Below are 17,427 nucleotides of genomic sequence, written 5' to 3'. Positions count from 1 at the left end.
TACATTAGTTCAATTTCTTCAAGAAGCCCTCACGAAGCTTGTAATATTTCATCCAAGCATCGGTTTGTTTCTTAATGCCGTCGGCAATATCGCTTTCCGCCAGTACGTCTGTATATTCTTTATACGTTTTGTCGAAATCAGCAACCGGGCTCGTGATGGCTTTAACAATCAGGTTGTCGAGCTCATCATTATGAGGGGCAATCAGGTTGTTGTTTAGATCGTTGGTAACGGTGTCGTACTCTGCACGTGCTTGCTGCGTTGCTTCGTCAACAGGAAGCTCCGCGTAAAGCGACATGTTCTTCATGTTGTGCTGCTGCCAAGCTGTGTTTACAAGAGTAGATTGATCGTAGTTGCTTACGCTGAATGGGTAGACGATTTGCGGCGAGTATACAAAGCCCATTTCGTCTGCCATTGCAAGGCCGTAAACCTCTGGGTTAGTCATTGTGTTGTCTTGACCTTGAATGCCGTAGTACCAGCCATCGCCTGTTTCATCTTGCTTGCCAAGCAGCTTGTACTCTTCAACCTTCTTGAATTCCGGTTTGTAACGGCGTTCCATACCTTCGCCTGTGTACATGTCCGGAGTTCCCCATGAACGCAGATCAGCTGCTTCCAGGGAGTTATTCCAGTCGATCCAGTTCAATACTTGTGGAACCATATCGTCCGTAACCTTTTTCGGATTAATGGCTTTGGAGTTCCATTTTGTCGTCAACGGGAAGTACTGATTAGCTGCATCCTGATTACTTGGGTCAAGCTCGGTTGCGAAGATTGGATAGAATCTCCAATCATAGTTTTTGCCTTCTTTTTTCACTTTTTCTTGGTTTGCGGCAATTGGAGCCCACATATTAACGACTGCATACTCACCATTGATTACTTTGGCATCGCGCTGTTCGTTCTTTTGAATGTAGAATTCCTTGCCGAACAAGCCATCTTTGAAGCCTTTGTTCATAAACGAAATGTACGATTTCCATTCCGGTGTCAGCTCATAATCCGCGAACAGGTTTTTGGACTCGTTGATTACGAGTGGATAAGCTTGGCTCATATTCAAGCCGCTAGCCGTGAACAAGGACCATTGAAGCGCGCCTCTGGTGTTATCCAATTGAAGGTGACCAGGTGTAATGGTTTTGCCGTTTTCTTGAATGTTCAACGCTTTTACTTTTTCCAAGTAAGCATACAAGTCATCCAGATTTTTGATCGGGATATCCATGATTTGCTCAAGCGACAATTTACCTTTGTTCTCAACGGCCAGCTTCTTCAGTTCAGCTGCGCTCATTGCGTTCGGGAAGATTTTTTTCAAAATATCGTCGCGCATCCAAACGCCATATCCGCCGTTACCCAAACGGGAATCGCCGTAAGGTGTTTTGCGGTATTCTTCTTTCAGCAACGGGCTTGGCAGCGAAGGAATCGCCCATAGCTTACCGTCAGTTGGATCTACGCTTGCTTTGTACCATTGTTCCATCGTAACGCCCAGCTCAGATAAACGTGCAGCCGTAAGCGGCATATACTTTGTCATTTCATCAAGCGTGATTTCGCGAACCATGCCTGCCTTCTTGAGCATTTCCATGTTGTCGGCATCGTCTGCGATCCCGTTTTGGTTCGCGATTACCGCTGGAACGGTGTCAGCAAGAATTTGCATTTGCAGCCAGCTTTTATAGTCCGTGCCCGCCGGAATTTCAACGAAATCAGGAATAACTTTTGTTTTCTCGCGCCAGATTGGCGTTAGTTTGTCTTCAACCGGCTTACGTGGGTTTGTCGGCAATTGGCTAAGTACTTCCAAGTGGATTTCCTTAAAGTTTGCCGGATCAACCGGAGCGCCCGTGTTCGAGCCCGTATTGTTCGGTGCGTTGTTTTCGTTCTTGGAGCCGCCGCAGCCAGCCAGAGAAACAGCCAGCAGAACAGCAAACATAATCATGACTACCTTTTTCATAATACCGTAAAGCCTCCCTTTGATGGTGTTTGATTAACTATGGAAAAGCAGCGACTTATTAAGCCTTAACTGCTCCAGTTAACATCCCTTTAACGAAATACTTCTGGAAGAACGGGTAAACGAATAGCAGCGGGAACGTTACTACGACCATGACGGTCATTTTAATAACCTCAGGTGTAGGAACGGTGTTGTTTTTCTGAGCCAGAAGTCTGCGCGCAGCAGCCCCGGAAGTCTTCGTGAAATCGATCATCGTGTTCGCTTCCGCACGGTTGATGATTTCGTACAATACGAACTGCAGCGTGCTCAAGCTGCGGTCTGTAACGTAGATCAAGTTCGTGTAATAGTCCAGCCAGTTGCCCACGACTGCAAAGAAGGCAAAAGCGGCAATAACCGGCATGCAAAGCGGGAAAATAATTTGCACGAAGATGCGGACATAACCGGCACCGTCGATGAAAGCCGATTCCTGCAGCTCAGCGGGCAAATCTTCAATGTGCGTACGCATGATGATCATGCTGAAGAAGCCAAACGCACCCGGCAGAACGTAAACCAAGAAATTGTTGACCAGATCCAGTTTCGAAATGACAACGTAGTTGGAAATGATCGTCCCGCCGATAAACATCGGGATCATAAAGAAGAAGAGAATCGACTTACGCCCCGGCAAGAATCGCTTCGACAGCGCGAAGGCTGCCAGCATCGTGACGACTACCGACAGAACGGGTCCGATGATACAGCGCAGCGTCGTTACGATAAACGCAGAGTGAAGACGATCATATTGAAACACAAAGGCATAATTCTCTAGCGTAAATACGCGTGGGAAGAACCAGATCGGGCCAGCGGCCGCATCGGCTCCCGTATTGAAGGACATCACCAAGATATACCAGAACGGATATATCGCGGTTATCGCCCAGATCAACATAAGTAGGATGTTGAAGACATCAAATGTGCGCTCACCTGTTGTTCGTTTAATTCTGTTCGCTTTCATAAGGTTCCGGTAACCCCTTCCTTTAAATGATACCTACGTTACTGAGGCGCTTCGTCGTGTAGTTAGTAGCCATAATCAGAATAAAGGAGATTACGCCTTGGAATAGACCGACCGCGGCAGAGTACGAATACTGTCCGCTTACAAGACCTTGGTAGTACGTATAAACGCCGATGGTATCCGTATCCAGACGAATCATTTTATTTTGCAAGTTGAACACTTGGTCGAAGTTAGTTGCAAGCAATCCGCTGAGCGAGAAGATCAGAAGGATACACATGGTTGGGATCAAACCCGGAAGCGTGATATACATCAGACGCTGCCAGCGACTCGCGCCATCCACCTGTGCGGCTTCGTATTGCTGCGGGTCAATGCTCGTTAGCGCTGCAAGATACAAGATCGTGCCCCAGCCTGTCTCTTTCCACACTTCGGAGATGACAAGCACAGGAAGGAAGTTCTTCGCATCCTGCATGAACGAAATACGTTCCGCTGCCGGATCGATCAGTTGACGCAGGTTATTGATAATCCCCGTAGCATCAACAGTAAGGAACATGTAGAACAAACCGGCAACCGTTACCCATGATACGAAATGCGGAATATAGGAAGTGGTTTGAACAATGCGTTTGAAGCGTTCGCCGCGAAGCTCATTGAGCAGCAGCGCGAAAATCAACGGCGCAGGGAAGGTGGCAATCATCATCGTCACGCTGTAAAGCAGCGTACGGCCGATCAATGTATAAAATTTATGATCCGTCAGGAACTTGGCGAAGTTGTCAAACCCGACAAACTCGCTGCCAAAGCCGAACCAGCCTTTGTTGAAATCATAATCCAAGAACGCGATGTAGTTGGAAAACATGGGCAGGTACGAGAAAATGAAAGTTAATACCATCGCAGGAACCAAGAACAGATACAGGATCTTTATGTTCTGCGTTTGCAGCCCACTGCGTTTTTTGGGCCTTACGTTTTGTTTGCTTGTTGACATAGCCATCGGTAAATCCTCCTATTTCAGTTGCGTATTAACCACACCTATTATGTCCCAAACCCGCAGGTCTGACCGACTGCCGACACGACAATTTCCATCGAAACGATTCGACGGTTTTATATCATAAAACGATCCAAATGAACCGCTTTCACAACCAAAAAAGGTGTTTTGTTCAGGATTTGATTCGCATTCACAAATAGTGACAATTTTCGTCATTCACTTTGTCGAAACGTTTCACAAAACCCATATTAGCACATTGTTCTCGATGGTAAAAGGCTTTCATCTTAATTTTTATAACTTTTTTCGTGCAAATTTGTCACGATTTAGCCATCGATTCCTGTTTTTGGTGAAACGTTTCAATTAAAAATAGAGAAAAACCCCGATTTCTCGGGGTTTTTCGTTTGTATAAGACTTTAGTCTACCTCCAAGGTAGCGGAAAGAATTAGTTTACGCAAATCGAACGGTGAGTTGGTCATCCACTTTAGCATGCTTCCGCGATACGACCAGCTTCAAGCCGTCTTGTTCCTCTACCGAGTAATCCGCACTTGGCAAGATCTCGCGAGCTGTATCGAGCGCGATAATATCTTCTGCCTGCGTCAATCGGAAAGATAACGATTCCTGGGAAACGGCTGTTATTTCAGCGGTTGAATAGGCGATTCGCACCTCGCCGAACGACATCCCGATCGGCAGCATGACGCCGTCTTTGCTGGCAATCTGAATGCTGCGACCGCCAAACAGCTGCTCGCCGCGGTCTGTGAGTTGAAGCTCTTTATCGAAGCCGTCCAGATTAAGGATATGCACGAATCGTTCGCCTTCGTTATTAACCGTCGACGTGGTGAATATCCCCAGGTAGCGATTATCATGCGTCAATCCCGCTTGCGCACTTAAACGCTCAAGCGCTGTCTTGAACAACGGCACATCGCCGCTGTAAGCCGTCGCAATAACAATGGCACGGCCGCGTCCTGCTGTTGCTTCGACGCCGCAAACAAATCCGCTGTTATACAAACGCAGGAAGACATCGTTTTGTCCGGGCGCCAGACGCTGTGCGAAATGCGTATGAACCTCAGGTCGGCCGGCTGCCCAGCCTTCTGCGATGATAGATGGCCAGGAGTGAGGTCCGTTCTGAACGATGCCTTCCACTTGAATGCCCAGCGCGTCGCTAAGAATCGTACAAGGTTTGCCTTCCATATCAAACTGAGGCACTTCACCGTACAGCAGCAACCCGCCGCCGTCAGTTACAAAGTCCGCAACTTTACGCTGAATAGCCGCACTTAAGTATCGAGCACTTGGCAAAGCGAGCACAGGCGTAGCCGCAGGATCAAGAGGCTTATTCTGAATGTCCACCGACGTGAATCGGTAGCCTGCGAGCAGCATGCCGCGGCCCATGATTTCCCAGCCGCCGTAAGCACGGTTCGCTTCGATGTTCTTCAGAATCTCATTCATCTTATCGCTCTTCGGATACCGATATTCCGTCATGTAGTAGTCGGGAATAAATGCAAAGGCTACTCCGTCATGCTCCTCGTTCATAACAGCCAGCTTATCCTTCACAGCCATCATCGTCTTGATTGCGCGCTGCATCCGCGGATAAGTATAGTTGAGCTCCCCTTCCGGGCTGACCGGAGCCGCGAAGCCATGGCGTTCGCCGGTGAAAGCGACGCGATCATTGCCGTCGCCGAGCTGCTGATCCATCCGGTAATTGATTCCGCCGGTCATCAGATAATAGTTGATCATCCGATTCCCTTGTGCGATACACATCCGGGTTTTGAAGTCCGCAGCCGACACGTCGTAACGACCGCCGAAGTTATTGCCATAGTTGCCGTCACCGCATTCAAACTCCAGCGATGTGAGCGGTTGATCCGGCATATGCACCGCATCCATGAACCCGTTAATCAAGTACAGGTCTTGGAAATTGCTAACCGTCAGATCGCCAAAATAAATATCAGAGCCGGACAGATAACCCGGCGCCTGCGTATAGGCTTCGTACAATTGGCTGATGCCGATTGGGTACGTGAATCCGCGGCCGCCGCCGGTGCCGTGAATGTTCACGAAGAACGGCACATCGCGAACACCGAATTCTTCGGCGTATTCGCGCAGCACGGCAACATAACGAGCAAATCGGTTACGCATATAGTAGCCCAAATCATGCAGAAGCTCAGCGGCGTAGCTTTCTTTCGGCGAACGGATGGCCGCCAAACGAACGTCAGCATCACTCAGCTGAAACGGATACCGCTCTTGCAGCTTATCTGCCTCATAAGTACGACCGAGCCATTCCGTAAAGTCGCCTACGACATGCTCCGTCAAATCCGGGCAGTTGCTTACCCAGGACAGCATGCCAATCTCATTATCAAGCTGAACGCCAATGATGCTGCCGCCTTGTCCATGCAGTCGAGGTGCAACGACAGCCATTACGGCAGCGTACCAGCTGCGCGCTGCAGCCAAGAAGCCCGGTGCCAGGTAATCAAGCGTCCGTGTCGTCGCTTCCGCACCATCCCAGCCATGCGGGATGACCTCCGGATGTTTCTCGTAGACCCAGAACGGAATGCCTTCGTTCTTCATCTCCGCCATAATGAACGGACCCGGACGAACGAAGAAATATAGTCCATTCGCTTCGCAAAGATCAATAAATCCGCCAAGATCAAGCTCCGGACGCGTGTGTCCGTCCAGATCAAACTCCCCTTCGAGCGGTTCATGGCATAACCATGGGACATATGAGGCAACCGCATTGCAGCCTGCGTCCTTCAGCTTATCGATCCGATCCTGCCATTCATTGCGAGCAAGGCGATAATAATGAACCTCGCCGCACATAATAAGCTCAGGCTTGCCATCAATTACAATTTGTTTATTTATGATTTCAATCATGGGGATACGATTCTCCTGACTCTGACTGTTTGAAGTTTTAGTATAGGTATAAGTTTGGTTATACGTTCAGTGCTGTCGATTTGGACGCCGCGATCACTTCTTCAGCCGTCACTTCCCGCTCCAGCTGGTCGGATAAGTAAATCCCTTCGCTGACCAGAATGGTTTGCAGGGCAATTTCCGCTGTTGGCAGCAGTTCTACTCGTCCCTGCAGGGCTGCAATCCAGTGCTCCTGCGACGAATCGTATGCATCCGTATTCTCCCGAAGCTGATGCCAGCGGTAATTGGCATTGCCAAGATCGAACGTCGCGTCCATATCCATATCGCTCAGCTGAGTATGATAGCTGAAAGGCGTTTTACCTTGACTGGTATGTCCCGGGAGCCGCACACCGCCGACATTGCCGACCAGACTGCTTCCTTCGAAGCCGTTCAGATGAATGGCCCATGCTTCGATAATGTCCAGCGTCAATCCACCTTCGAACCGGACGAAGCCGACGCCGAGCTCTTCCACATCGAAGCCGCTAATCGCTCTGCGCGTCTCATCCATCTCCACTTCCTGATACGTCTTGCCGGTAACGGTTTTCACTTTCGGCAATCCCATCAAGTAGAGCAGCTGCGAGATGCGATACACGCCCATATCAAACAAAGCGCCGCCGGATGCGGTGGCCTTGCTATTAAATTCCTTCGTCGCATATCCGTCTACGAACGGGCGCCCGCGTCTGCGGTGGCCGGTCGAGCGGGCATGATAGAGCTTGCCCAGCTTCCCTTCCTCAATCAGCGTCTTCGCCGCAATCGTCTCAATGAGATAGAGGAAGCTCAGCTGCACATGCAGCATTCGGCCTGCTTGCTTGGCCGCATCGAGCATCCGTTTGCCGTCCGCATAAGAACCTGCAATCGGCTTCTCGCAATACACATGCTTGCCGGCTTCGAGCGCGGCAATCGTAATCGGTGCATGGAGGTTGTTGTGCAAACACACATCAACCGCATCCAGATCATCGCGCGCAATGAGCGCTCTGAAATCCGTATACGTATTCGGAACGCCGAACTGATCTGCCATCTTCCTTAGCTGCGTCTCATTGATGTCGCAGAGCGCCACTACTTCGGCACCCTCGATTTTCGCATATCTCTCCAAATGTTCCTTGCCGATCAACCCGGCGCCAATAATACCGATTCGGATGGTCTTCACGCTCATGCTCCGAGCACCTCCGCTTGTTTCGCTTGCATCAAAGCCCAGGTATTCCGCGCTGCCGCAAATTGCCACGCCACTTGTGCATATTCATTCTTCGACGAGTGATGTTCAATGCCAAGATGCCCCTGGTATCCGGCTTCCTGCAAGATGCTGATCTTCTCTTCGCAGGCAGGAATGACCCATGCCGCCAGATGCGTATGGAAAGCATACTTCGCGCAGAGGCGATCTCCGTTCTCCTTATCCGTATCCCAATTCTCAAAGTGCAGCAGAATGCCGAAATTCGGATGATCGACGGCTTCATACACTTTGCGAATGTTCTCGGGCACCCGCGATGAGCCCCAATGGTTCTCCGGTCCAACCATGAAGCCGTGTTCTGCTGCAATTGCCGCATATTCCTTATACCGCATGACGGTGTAGTCAAACTGCTCCTCCGACATTTCCCGCTCGCGACCGCCCATATCGATTCGAACGGTCCGTGCGCCGAGGATGACAGCGGCATGGAGATTCTTTAGTCCATTCTGATAGAACTGCTCGCGCTTCATCGGGTCAACATCCCAGACCTCGGCTGCATCCACGCAAAGATTGGCGACATACATTTCCTTCTCATCTAACGCTTCTCTCAGTTTCCGCAAATAATCCTCGTCATAGCTCTCAAACATCATGTTCCAAATATCGGCGCAATTCAGATGATACCGGTATTTAACCGTTTCGAAATAGCCGAAGAGGTCGATCTTGCCTTCCCTGTGTAAACCGTGAAACGAATAAGACGGAATGGAATATTTCATATGCCTGCCAGCCTCCAAATCGCGTTCTATGAGTGCTGCTTCTCACGAATTTCGCATTTCATCAAGCCTTCTTGGACATAACGGTTTTTCATAAAATAGTTCCAAACCAGCCTGCTCCTGTAATTCTCGATCATGAGCAGCGTGATCCCTTTGTCGATGCCGATAACATCGTCCGCGAACCACGCCGGTGTTGCATCTAAGTTGTAGCTGTCCTTGAAGCCGTATTGGCCCCATAGCTGCGGGTAGTTCTCATAATAATTCCGCAAGGCGCTTATCACTTCCTGCGGCATGAACGGAATTGATCCTGCAGCCCCAGCCGGCGGCACCGTACCGTCAGGTACATGCTGATCGTTCGCACTGTCACGACCGGAAGGAGCTACGCCGTAACGGCCGCTGTAACCTGTTGGCCCGTCACATGCGGTTAGTCCCCAAGCGTCTGGTCCGAAGGTGCGGAATACCGTCTGATTGGCGATGCAGTAATCCCGGTTAACTCTGGTAGCGACAACGGAGTTCTCCCACCAATCGATATTATTGCGGTCTACCATGCCGCGAAGATCAAACCAGGCATGAGAGAATTGGAAAGCAAACAGCGAGCCTAACCAAGTATAGATAAACGGCGGATTACTGCCATACGTCCCATATTGGCGGCCAAAATCATAGAACATGCTCGGATCAACCGGATGCGTTGGGGATGCGGCAGCGAGGAAATACATCATGAACTGCTCCGCATAGAGATCCCATCTGCCGAAGAAGCCGCGTTCCGGAGCATACCCCATGTAGAACTGGTTCGTTTCCGGATCCCGATACCAATTCCAATCAATGCGCTCATAGAGCCTCTGCGCTTGCTCTCTCACATCGCAGCCAAAATATTCACCGGCGGCAATCGCACCGCAAAGCGCGATCGCGGTATCGATAACGGAAACCTCGCAATCGCGATAACGCTTAGCCGTACGCATATCAAGGAAATGATAGAAAAATCCGTTCACCTGCTCCGCATGCTCCAGCAAGGTGTTCAGCGTGCCCAGCGCCCGTTCATAGCCTTGGCTGCGGGAAATCCACTCCCGTTCCACGCCAATCATGAGTGCGGTCAAACCAAATCCCACCGAAGCTACACTGCACATCGAAGCATCGCCCGGCGCACGGTCCACGATTAAGCCGAATCCCGGACTCTCTTTATCGCTATTCGCCTCCTCCCAGAAGAAGTAGAAGCTCCGTTTGCTCTCCAGCTCCAATAGCTGTTCATCCGTCAATTTCACTTTGCAATCCTCCTTGATCAGGTAAAACTCGTACGCGCTTATTTGTTCATAAAAAAAGAATCCTTGATGCGGCAGATGTTCGGTATCGCCCTCACTTCATGGACGGCGATACCGGAACACCACTAACGCATCCCCTTACAGTTTAACTTCTGATCCTGTACGGGCGGATTCATAGATAGCAGATAAAATTTTGATCATATCCACGCCTTGATCGATGGTGAAGATCGGGTTCACGCGGCCTTGCACGACATCCACGAAATGGTACAGGTTCTCGCCATGTCCGCCTGTGTCTTCGCCTACGTGAGGAACAAGATCAGTTACGGTGCCATTGGATTCACCGAAGATGCCAAGCTTGCCGTTGCTGAATCGGAAGCCGGCCTTCGTGCCGCGAAGCTCAACGAAATTCTCTTCCTGCTCGATGTTGGAAGCCCAGCTGAACTCGATTTGGAGCGATGCGCCGTTGTCGAAGCGGATAAATCCGATCGCAAGGTCCTCCACGTCGAAGATTCCTTCGCCTTCCGATTTCTCGCCGAACTTGCTGTGCTCGGAGCCTGCGATATCGTCTGCGTCCGCAAATTTCGTGTAGGTTGCCCCGGTGACTGAGATCGGCTTCGGATTACCCATGAACCAGATCGCCAAGTCGATGAAGTGAACGCCAAGATCGATCAACGGACCGCCGCCGGACAGCTCCTTGGTCGTAAACCAGCCGCCTTTGCCCGGAATACCGCGGCGACGAGTCCAACCGCAGCGGCCTGCATAGGCTTCGCCGAGGTTGCCTCCATCAATCCACTCCTTGATGAACTTCGATGCCGGACGGAAGCGGTTGTTGCGCATTACCATCAGCACTTTACCGCTTGCCGCCGCTGCTAGCTGCATCTTGATCGCTTCATCCGGATTTACCGCATCCGGTTTCTCGCAGAAAACATGTTTGCCGGCTTCAAGCGCCGCAACTGCGATCTCGGAGTGGAACAGATTCGGCGTGCAAATATCGATGATGTCGATCTCTTCCATCTTGATGACATCGCGATAATCGCTGAATGCTTGCGGAATGCCGTGCTGCTCAGCCGCGGCTTGCGCTTTCGCGAGGTCGATATCCACGATGGCGACGACTTCAAGCTCTTCATGGTTCTTCAGCGGAGCGGAGTGCGCCCATTGGAAAATGCCGCCCGCACCGATAACGGCAACCTTTAACTTCTTCGTCATCTTAAACACCCTCTCAAATTCGTCTGAGATTCATTCGAATTACTCGCCCGTAATACCGGTTTTATCTACTACTTCCACGAATCGTCTCTGCGCGAACATGTAGAGGATAAGCAGCGGAAGTACGATTAACAGCGTTCCGGCCATGCGGATCGATTCATTGATATTCTTCGTCTGACCGCCGCCAACCGCTGCCCCGCCGCCATACAGCTTCGTGAACGAGTCATTGAACGTTTTTAATTGCAAAGGCAGCGTCGTCATGCTCTCACCCAAATAGAGCGAGGTCAGGTACGTTTCGTTCCAATGCCATACTGTCGAGAAGAGCAGCACAACGACGATAGCCGGTGTGGAGATTGGCAAGATAACCGTAAAGAAGGTCCGGATAAAGCCGGCTCCGTCCATCTGCGCCGCTTCTTCGAGCGATGCGGGGATCGTCCGGAAAAACTGCGTATAAATCAAGATAAACAGTACGCCTTTAATCCCTTGCGCGAAGATCGTCGGCACGATGAACGGCAGCGATGAGCCAAGCATATGGTACTCATTGAACATCAAGTAAAGCGGAATCATAACGACCTGGGACGGTACGATGAACGTAATCATCATCAGCCCAAGTACGATCGATTTGCCCGGGAAACGGAATTTCGCAATCCCGTATCCAACTACCGCGCAGGAAACGGTTTGTCCGATCGCCGGAACGACGGAGTTCAAGACCGAATTCCAGAAGGTGTCCATGTAATCAAGGACATGCCAAGCTTGCGTGAAGTTCTCCAGGTACAGCTTCTGCGGCAGCCAGAGCACCGTTGGATCCAGCAAGTCGGATAAACTCTTAAAGCTTTGCGAGACAAGATAGAGAATCGGATACAAATAAACGAACCCGATGCTAATGAGCAGCGCGTAAACTAACAATTTGAATACGATTCCGTCGTTGCCCTGTCTTCCCATCAGAATACGTTTGCCGCGATTGAACGTACGAAGCAGAAAAGCCTTCTGCAACTGCAACTTTGATGTTCGTTCCATTAAGCTCTCCTCCTCTTCGGTCTCACATTCACGTCATCGTTGTTACGGAACAGCAGCAGAATCAAGAGCAAGAAGACAAATATGACACCGAAGTAGATCCAAGCGATTGCGGTTGCGTAACCGAAGCCGGTTGTCAGGTTGAACATATTCTCCTTGATTAACTCTATGACATCGCTGAACGAGTTTGTGAACAAATCAACCGTCGTATAAATCATATTCACCGCGATAAACGGCTTAATGGCAGGCAATGTCACTTTCCAGAAGCTTACCCATGGCGATGCGCCATCGATGGAAGCAGCTTCATAGACTTGCTTATTGACCTTCTGCAGACCTGCCAGGAAGATCAGAATTTGCACACCCGAGAACCACAGGATCAAGATGAGCTGTTGAATCAGGCTTATGATCGGCGAAGACCATGCCGGGCTCAAATTATCTTTAATAATCTCGATAATTCCATACTTCTCGACAAGCGGGATTGCCGTTGCCCCTTGACTGAACAGCTCGTTGACAACCTCGCCGCTCGTAATGACGACCGGTAAGAAGAAAATCGCTCTGAACAGTCCTTTCATTCGAATCGGCTGATTAATGAGCAAGGCTACGAGCATCGAGAATACGATAATAATCGGGATCATGCCGACTGCCGATTTAACAAACAGCAGCAGCTTCTCTACAAATTCCGGATCGGACAGAAACGCATATTTGTAGTTATCCCCTTTGGTATATTCAGTTACGATGCCATCTGCGCTGATGGTGACCTTGTGTAAGCTCAAATATACCGAGTAATAAATCGGATAAGCCATAAATAGGATAAAGCCAATAATCCAAGGCGACACCAGTGCGTACCCGGTGAGCGCCTCCCTCATTTTTTTGGTCACTTTCAACTTACTCACCCCCGATGACAGCGAAGCTCTTCGCCTTGACGCTGACTTCGTTGTATGTGTAGTCGCTTGATGTGTAGTTCACTACAATTTCCACGCCGTTGGAATACTTGACTGCCGAGATGCCGTAGTCCGGCACGACGCGCGCTTCAATCGTTGCATCCTGAACCTTGCCGAGCGCTTGGTTCACGGCTTTGTACGTTTCCTTGATCGGCTGCTCCAAATCGGTATATTGCGTTGTCAGCAAATCTACCGAAGGCGTGTCTCTCAGCTTCCAATACGGCTCATGCGTAAGCAGGTACGATGGATATTGACCGAAATCGATCATGCGCAGCGTATCCTCGCGCGGACTCGAAGCCGAGTTGGACGGCCAGCCGAAATAATCGATGTAGCCATGCAGGACGATTTGCAGGAACGGGATCGTATCCGTTTCATACATGTACTGCGAAGCGCCGGAACCCATGCCGAACATCGTATCCGTGTATTTCCACAAGTAGTCGTTGGCCTGATAAACCGCCAGCTCGCTCAAGTTGTCCTTGAAGTTAGCGGCGAGCTCGCGGTACGCGTTGGCTGTCTGCTCGCGCGTAAACGGATGCTTCTTGTTATAGTCGGAAACGAGCGTGCTGCCCGTAATATCAAGCGCCAGCCCATCTACGCCCAGATCCTTCATATCCTTGGCATCGTCTTTGGCAATTTCAACCGATTTGCCCGGACTAATGTCCCTTGCCATAATATCGGAGAAGAAATCGCTGTCGCCCCAGCCGAAGAACGGGAACTCGTTAATTTCATTGTTAATCGCGCGAACGGCGTCTGATTTGAAATTGAGCAGATCCGAATTTTCAAAAGCGACCGTGTAGTTATTATAAAGATAGACCGGAATGTCTTTCCCTTCCAAGTACTTCTTCAGATCCTTCAAGCCCGAATTACCGCCAAGTTTGGACTCCACCGGGAACTCGGCAGGACGTTCGCCGTTCAAGCCGCCGTCGTTCCAGCCCTCCAGCACCGTCTTCAAATTCGTAATGCCGTTCTTCGCCAGACTGTCGACAATCGTCTTCGCCTGATTAAACGTCGTCATCGGAACGACCTTGGCGCCGAATGCGCTCGCTTCCGTCTCTCCGCCCAGCAGACGAACCTGCATCGGAACATCGGCTTTGCTCTTCGTCGATTTCTCTTTGACGAGCTCGCCTTTCTCCTGCAAGTACGTTCTGTACGTCTTCGCCATGCCTACATAATCCGCTTCCTTGCCGCCAAGAAACTTGTAACGGACTTGACGGTCCGTCTTCAGCGCATCCTTCTGGAACGTGTTGTAGCCGCCCATCGATTTGCTCGTCGGCTGGAAGTAGCCGTAGCGGATTTCGAATTTCGGAGCGACCCAGTAGAAGTCCGTGCTCAGCCCGCTTGGATAAGCGACAATCTTGGCATTGAACCGGCCGTCCTCAACGATGCCAAGGACGCCGTTCTGCCCGCTGCCGTGCACGATCCCGAATACCGGAACCGATGTACGGCCGGTATTCATGTTGCCATCCGAAGTGTAGTCCGTACCGTAAATCTTGCCGACGTACGGTTCGTCGAACCGGGAATGCGCTTTGCTGAAACGAATCAACGCGCCTGAACGGTCCGGAATAAACAGATAGCCCGGAATATCCGCCTTGTGCACCGCGCCGAGGAACGGATACGCCTGAATGGAAGCCAGCTTGCTGACGCCTTTCTCCCACATGGAGTCCGATGGGATCGAGACAACGAGCGAATCGTTCTCGATCTTGACTTCGAGTGCGATGCCGGCGTTCAGCGTTCCGAACGTCAGCTTCACGCGAACCCCTTGCTCGATCGGCTCAACGCCGTCGACTTTACCGCCGAGCGACAAGAAATTCCCCGTGCTCAGCATCTCTTGATCGTTATAATACTCGAGCAGCACCGGCGATTTAACGGCGGTCTGCCACTCATCGTTCAGCTCGGCATTTTGCAGATCGGCGTCGTTAGGCGTGGATGCCCACACATAACCGCTCTCCTTGTTCTTCACCATAATGGCAAGCGTTGCATTCGCCATATACAGCTCCAGCGAGCCGGATTCGCCGATCTTCTTGTAGTCGGACGGAATCGTCCGATTCGCAATGGCGCCTGCTGCCTTCTCCGGCATCGTATAATTGTTCGAGCGATAAGGGAATGAGCCTTCCTGCTTATTAAGAACGATTTTGCTCTGACCCTCAGTTGATTGATGCTCAACCGTAGCCCCATATGCGAACTGATACAACCCTACCGCTGCAAGCGCAGCAGACGCGACCAGGACAATCGGTTTCTTGTTAATCGACACGCAGATTCACCTCTTGGAATAACGAGTAAACAAATTCCCACACCTGGTTCGACAAGCCGAACAGGATAAACGCAACAAAGGCCATAATTAGCATGCCGATGATCGTGAGAACGATGTTTCTAACAGTCTCCTTAATTTCGTAGCCGTGGATCTCCTTCACCATAATGAAGAGCAGAAGCGCACACCACAGAATGACGATATTGTAGGAGTAGTTATAAATGACACCCTCCATCAGGGTTAGGCCACGTGACATAATCGCCAGCGGAATTGCAAAAATAATGTAAGGGGACAGCGCATAAATCGTCCCTTTATAGATGTTCTTGAAGCTGCCTTCGCCATCGTTGATGACGCTGACGAGGTAGTTGGAGATGACCCACGCAAACAGCGGGATGAGCAGCTTGAGCAGCTCGGTCACGATGTTAATTTGCAGCGGCTCCATCGTTGCGAACAAGAAGTTCGTCGTATAGAGGCCGAACAAACGAACGCCGAACAGTACGACCAGCAAGACGGTAGCCGATGCTACCGAAGCTTTGTTGTTATGCTCCAGCTCGTAATAGCCCTCAATCGGATGCCGCAGCATACGGAAAATATGAAGCAGCTGCGCGGCGAACCATTGTCTCGTCACCTTCAGCCAAGCGATAACGACCGGCTTGCCGAAACGATACTTCCGGTAAGCAAACCGAATGGCCATCAAAGCAATAATGGCGCCCAGGATGCTGAACGCTACATCAACCGCGTGTTTCATAATCCATTCGCGCCGGAGTTCCCAGTACGCGTTGGAATATTCCTTCTTGTTTTTGGAAAACTCGAATTTCTCGAATGCTTCCTGGTATTTGCCTTCTTTGAAGTAGGCAAGGCCGATACCGGTGTGTGCCAGCGAGAACAAGCTGTTCTGACGCAGCACTTCATTCCACGGTTCCCGGCTTTGTACGTATTTGCCATCCAGGTAAAGACCCAGCGCTTCGTGTACCAGCTTCGTGAACGCCGTCGGCTGGAACACCGTAACGTTGCCGCGTTCGCCGCTCAGGACAAGCAGTCTGCCATCGGATGTGACGGCAATTCCCGTCGGTGCCGCCAGCAAGCCGAGACGTTGTTCACCCGTGTCGTTGTAACTGAAGAGGAACATCAAGTTACCGTCGCGGTTATATTCCAGGATCATGCCTTCACCGGCATCGACCGCATAGATATTGCCCATGACGTCGGTCGTAATATCGGAAACCTGATTAAGCGACCACGTTCCGCCGAGCAAATCCTTGCCCGCCACGTTCAGCTTCTTGATGGCGCCGCCGTTAATCCCTGTCGTACTCGTATAGATAAGGCCTTCGGAATCAACCGAGATATTCGTCGGCGAAATCGGCATTTCCCGTGTCATTTTGCTAAGCTGAGCTTTCGTATAGAACATGCGCTGAAGCGTCTTCAGCAGGTTGAAGCCCGCGCGGTTACCGCCGAAGTAGCCAAGGAATTTGCCTTCCTTGTCCAATCGGACAAGACCTTGGATAAGACCTTCGCCGATAATATAAATGCTGCCGCGTTTATCGACGATGACCTTCTGCGGCTTGAACGGCGTATCTTTGCCGTACAGCTTCGACTTCGGCTTGCCGATCGTCTGCTTCAGCTTGCCGTCTTTTCCGAAGACGACAACGCTTTGTTTGGCATAATCCGCAACGTAAATATCTTTATCTTCCGTTACGAAAACGCCTTTCGGCTGCTTCAATTCCCCTTCGCCGATAATTCGGATGAAGTTCCCCCATGAGTCCAATTCCACAATTCGGGCGTTGCCTGTATCGGCAACGTACACATGGTCTTCGTTATCTACAAAAATATCCTGCGGGCTATTCAGCTCCACTTTTCCGTTGCTTAGCGCTTCATTCTCGCCAAAGATGCTGTACCCGTCGATTGCGCCTACCGGCATGTAGGCGTTCTGCATCATAATGCCATGACCTTTTTCATCGATCGTGAAGGTAGGATAAGGCACGTCCGCATAAGCAGTAGTCGAACCAACCAATAGCGCAGCGGCAACGAGAAGTGTGAGCCATCTGAATCTGAACATTGTTCT

12 protein-coding genes are annotated in these 17,427 nt (G+C 50.7%); all 12 read right to left on the bottom strand.

The genetic code is table 11. The features are described from left to right. Positions 1 to 4: 4 nt before the first annotated feature. On the bottom strand, positions 5 to 1,924 hold the full coding sequence (locus BM412_RS03465) for a type 2 periplasmic-binding domain-containing protein (RefSeq protein WP_091214007.1): 1,920 nt from the start codon (positions 1,922 to 1,924) through the stop codon (positions 5 to 7). A 58-nt stretch (positions 1,925 to 1,982) separates the two neighbouring features. Continuing rightward, complete coding sequence (locus BM412_RS03460; RefSeq protein ID WP_091214004.1) at positions 1,983 to 2,906, bottom strand: carbohydrate ABC transporter permease; 924 nt, start codon at positions 2,904 to 2,906, stop codon at positions 1,983 to 1,985. A gap of 22 nt (positions 2,907 to 2,928) precedes the next feature. Further along, entirely contained in the window at positions 2,929 to 3,885 is a 957-nt protein-coding gene (locus BM412_RS03455) for an ABC transporter permease (RefSeq protein WP_091214000.1), read from the bottom strand. Positions 3,886 to 4,326: 441 nt separating this feature from the next. After that, on the bottom strand, positions 4,327 to 6,738 hold the full coding sequence (locus tag BM412_RS03450; RefSeq protein ID WP_091213999.1) for a beta-galactosidase: 2,412 nt from the start codon (positions 6,736 to 6,738) through the stop codon (positions 4,327 to 4,329). A 58-nt stretch (positions 6,739 to 6,796) separates the two neighbouring features. Continuing rightward, a complete protein-coding gene (locus BM412_RS03445; protein WP_371264707.1) occupies positions 6,797 to 7,927 on the bottom strand; it encodes a Gfo/Idh/MocA family oxidoreductase in 1,131 nt (376 codons plus the stop codon). Next, positions 7,924 to 8,709 carry a sugar phosphate isomerase/epimerase family protein gene (locus BM412_RS03440; RefSeq protein ID WP_091213996.1) on the bottom strand — a complete coding sequence of 262 codons (786 nt, stop codon included), beginning with the start codon at positions 8,707 to 8,709 and terminating at the stop codon, positions 7,924 to 7,926. Before BM412_RS03440 ends, BM412_RS03445 begins: the two co-directional genes overlap by 4 nt. A 26-nt stretch (positions 8,710 to 8,735) precedes the next feature. Continuing rightward, positions 8,736 to 9,965 carry a glucoamylase family protein gene (locus BM412_RS03435; protein WP_218163117.1) on the bottom strand — a complete coding sequence of 410 codons (1,230 nt, stop codon included), beginning with the start codon at positions 9,963 to 9,965 and terminating at the stop codon, positions 8,736 to 8,738. Between the two features lie 135 nt (positions 9,966 to 10,100). Further along, the gene (locus BM412_RS03430; protein ID WP_091213991.1) at positions 10,101 to 11,168 is read right to left on the bottom strand and encodes a Gfo/Idh/MocA family protein; all 1,068 of its coding nucleotides are present in this window, start codon (positions 11,166 to 11,168) and stop codon (positions 10,101 to 10,103) included. A 39-nt stretch (positions 11,169 to 11,207) separates the two neighbouring features. After that, positions 11,208 to 12,182, bottom strand: coding sequence for a carbohydrate ABC transporter permease (locus BM412_RS03425; protein WP_091213988.1), 975 nt, complete (start codon positions 12,180 to 12,182; stop codon positions 11,208 to 11,210). After that, complete coding sequence (locus BM412_RS03420) at positions 12,182 to 13,057, bottom strand: carbohydrate ABC transporter permease (RefSeq protein ID WP_256256346.1); 876 nt, start codon at positions 13,055 to 13,057, stop codon at positions 12,182 to 12,184. Before BM412_RS03420 ends, BM412_RS03425 begins: the two co-directional genes overlap by 1 nt. A gap of 7 nt (positions 13,058 to 13,064) precedes the next feature. Continuing rightward, positions 13,065 to 15,371 (bottom strand): DUF5696 domain-containing protein, encoded by a 2,307-nt coding sequence (locus tag BM412_RS03415; RefSeq protein WP_091213984.1) that lies wholly within the window; start codon positions 15,369 to 15,371, stop codon positions 13,065 to 13,067. Then, on the bottom strand, positions 15,361 to 17,421 hold the full coding sequence (locus tag BM412_RS03410) for a YIP1 family protein (protein ID WP_091213982.1): 2,061 nt from the start codon (positions 17,419 to 17,421) through the stop codon (positions 15,361 to 15,363). The genes BM412_RS03415 and BM412_RS03410 overlap by 11 nt, the downstream gene beginning before the upstream one ends. Positions 17,422 to 17,427: the final 6 nt, after the last annotated feature.

Origin of the sequence: Paenibacillus sp. BC26 (assembly GCF_900116125.1) — a bacterium.
Classification (GTDB): Bacteria; Bacillota; Bacilli; order Paenibacillales; family Paenibacillaceae; genus Paenibacillus_Z; species Paenibacillus_Z lignilyticus.
This window is presented reverse-complemented; position numbering and strand designations above follow the sequence as displayed.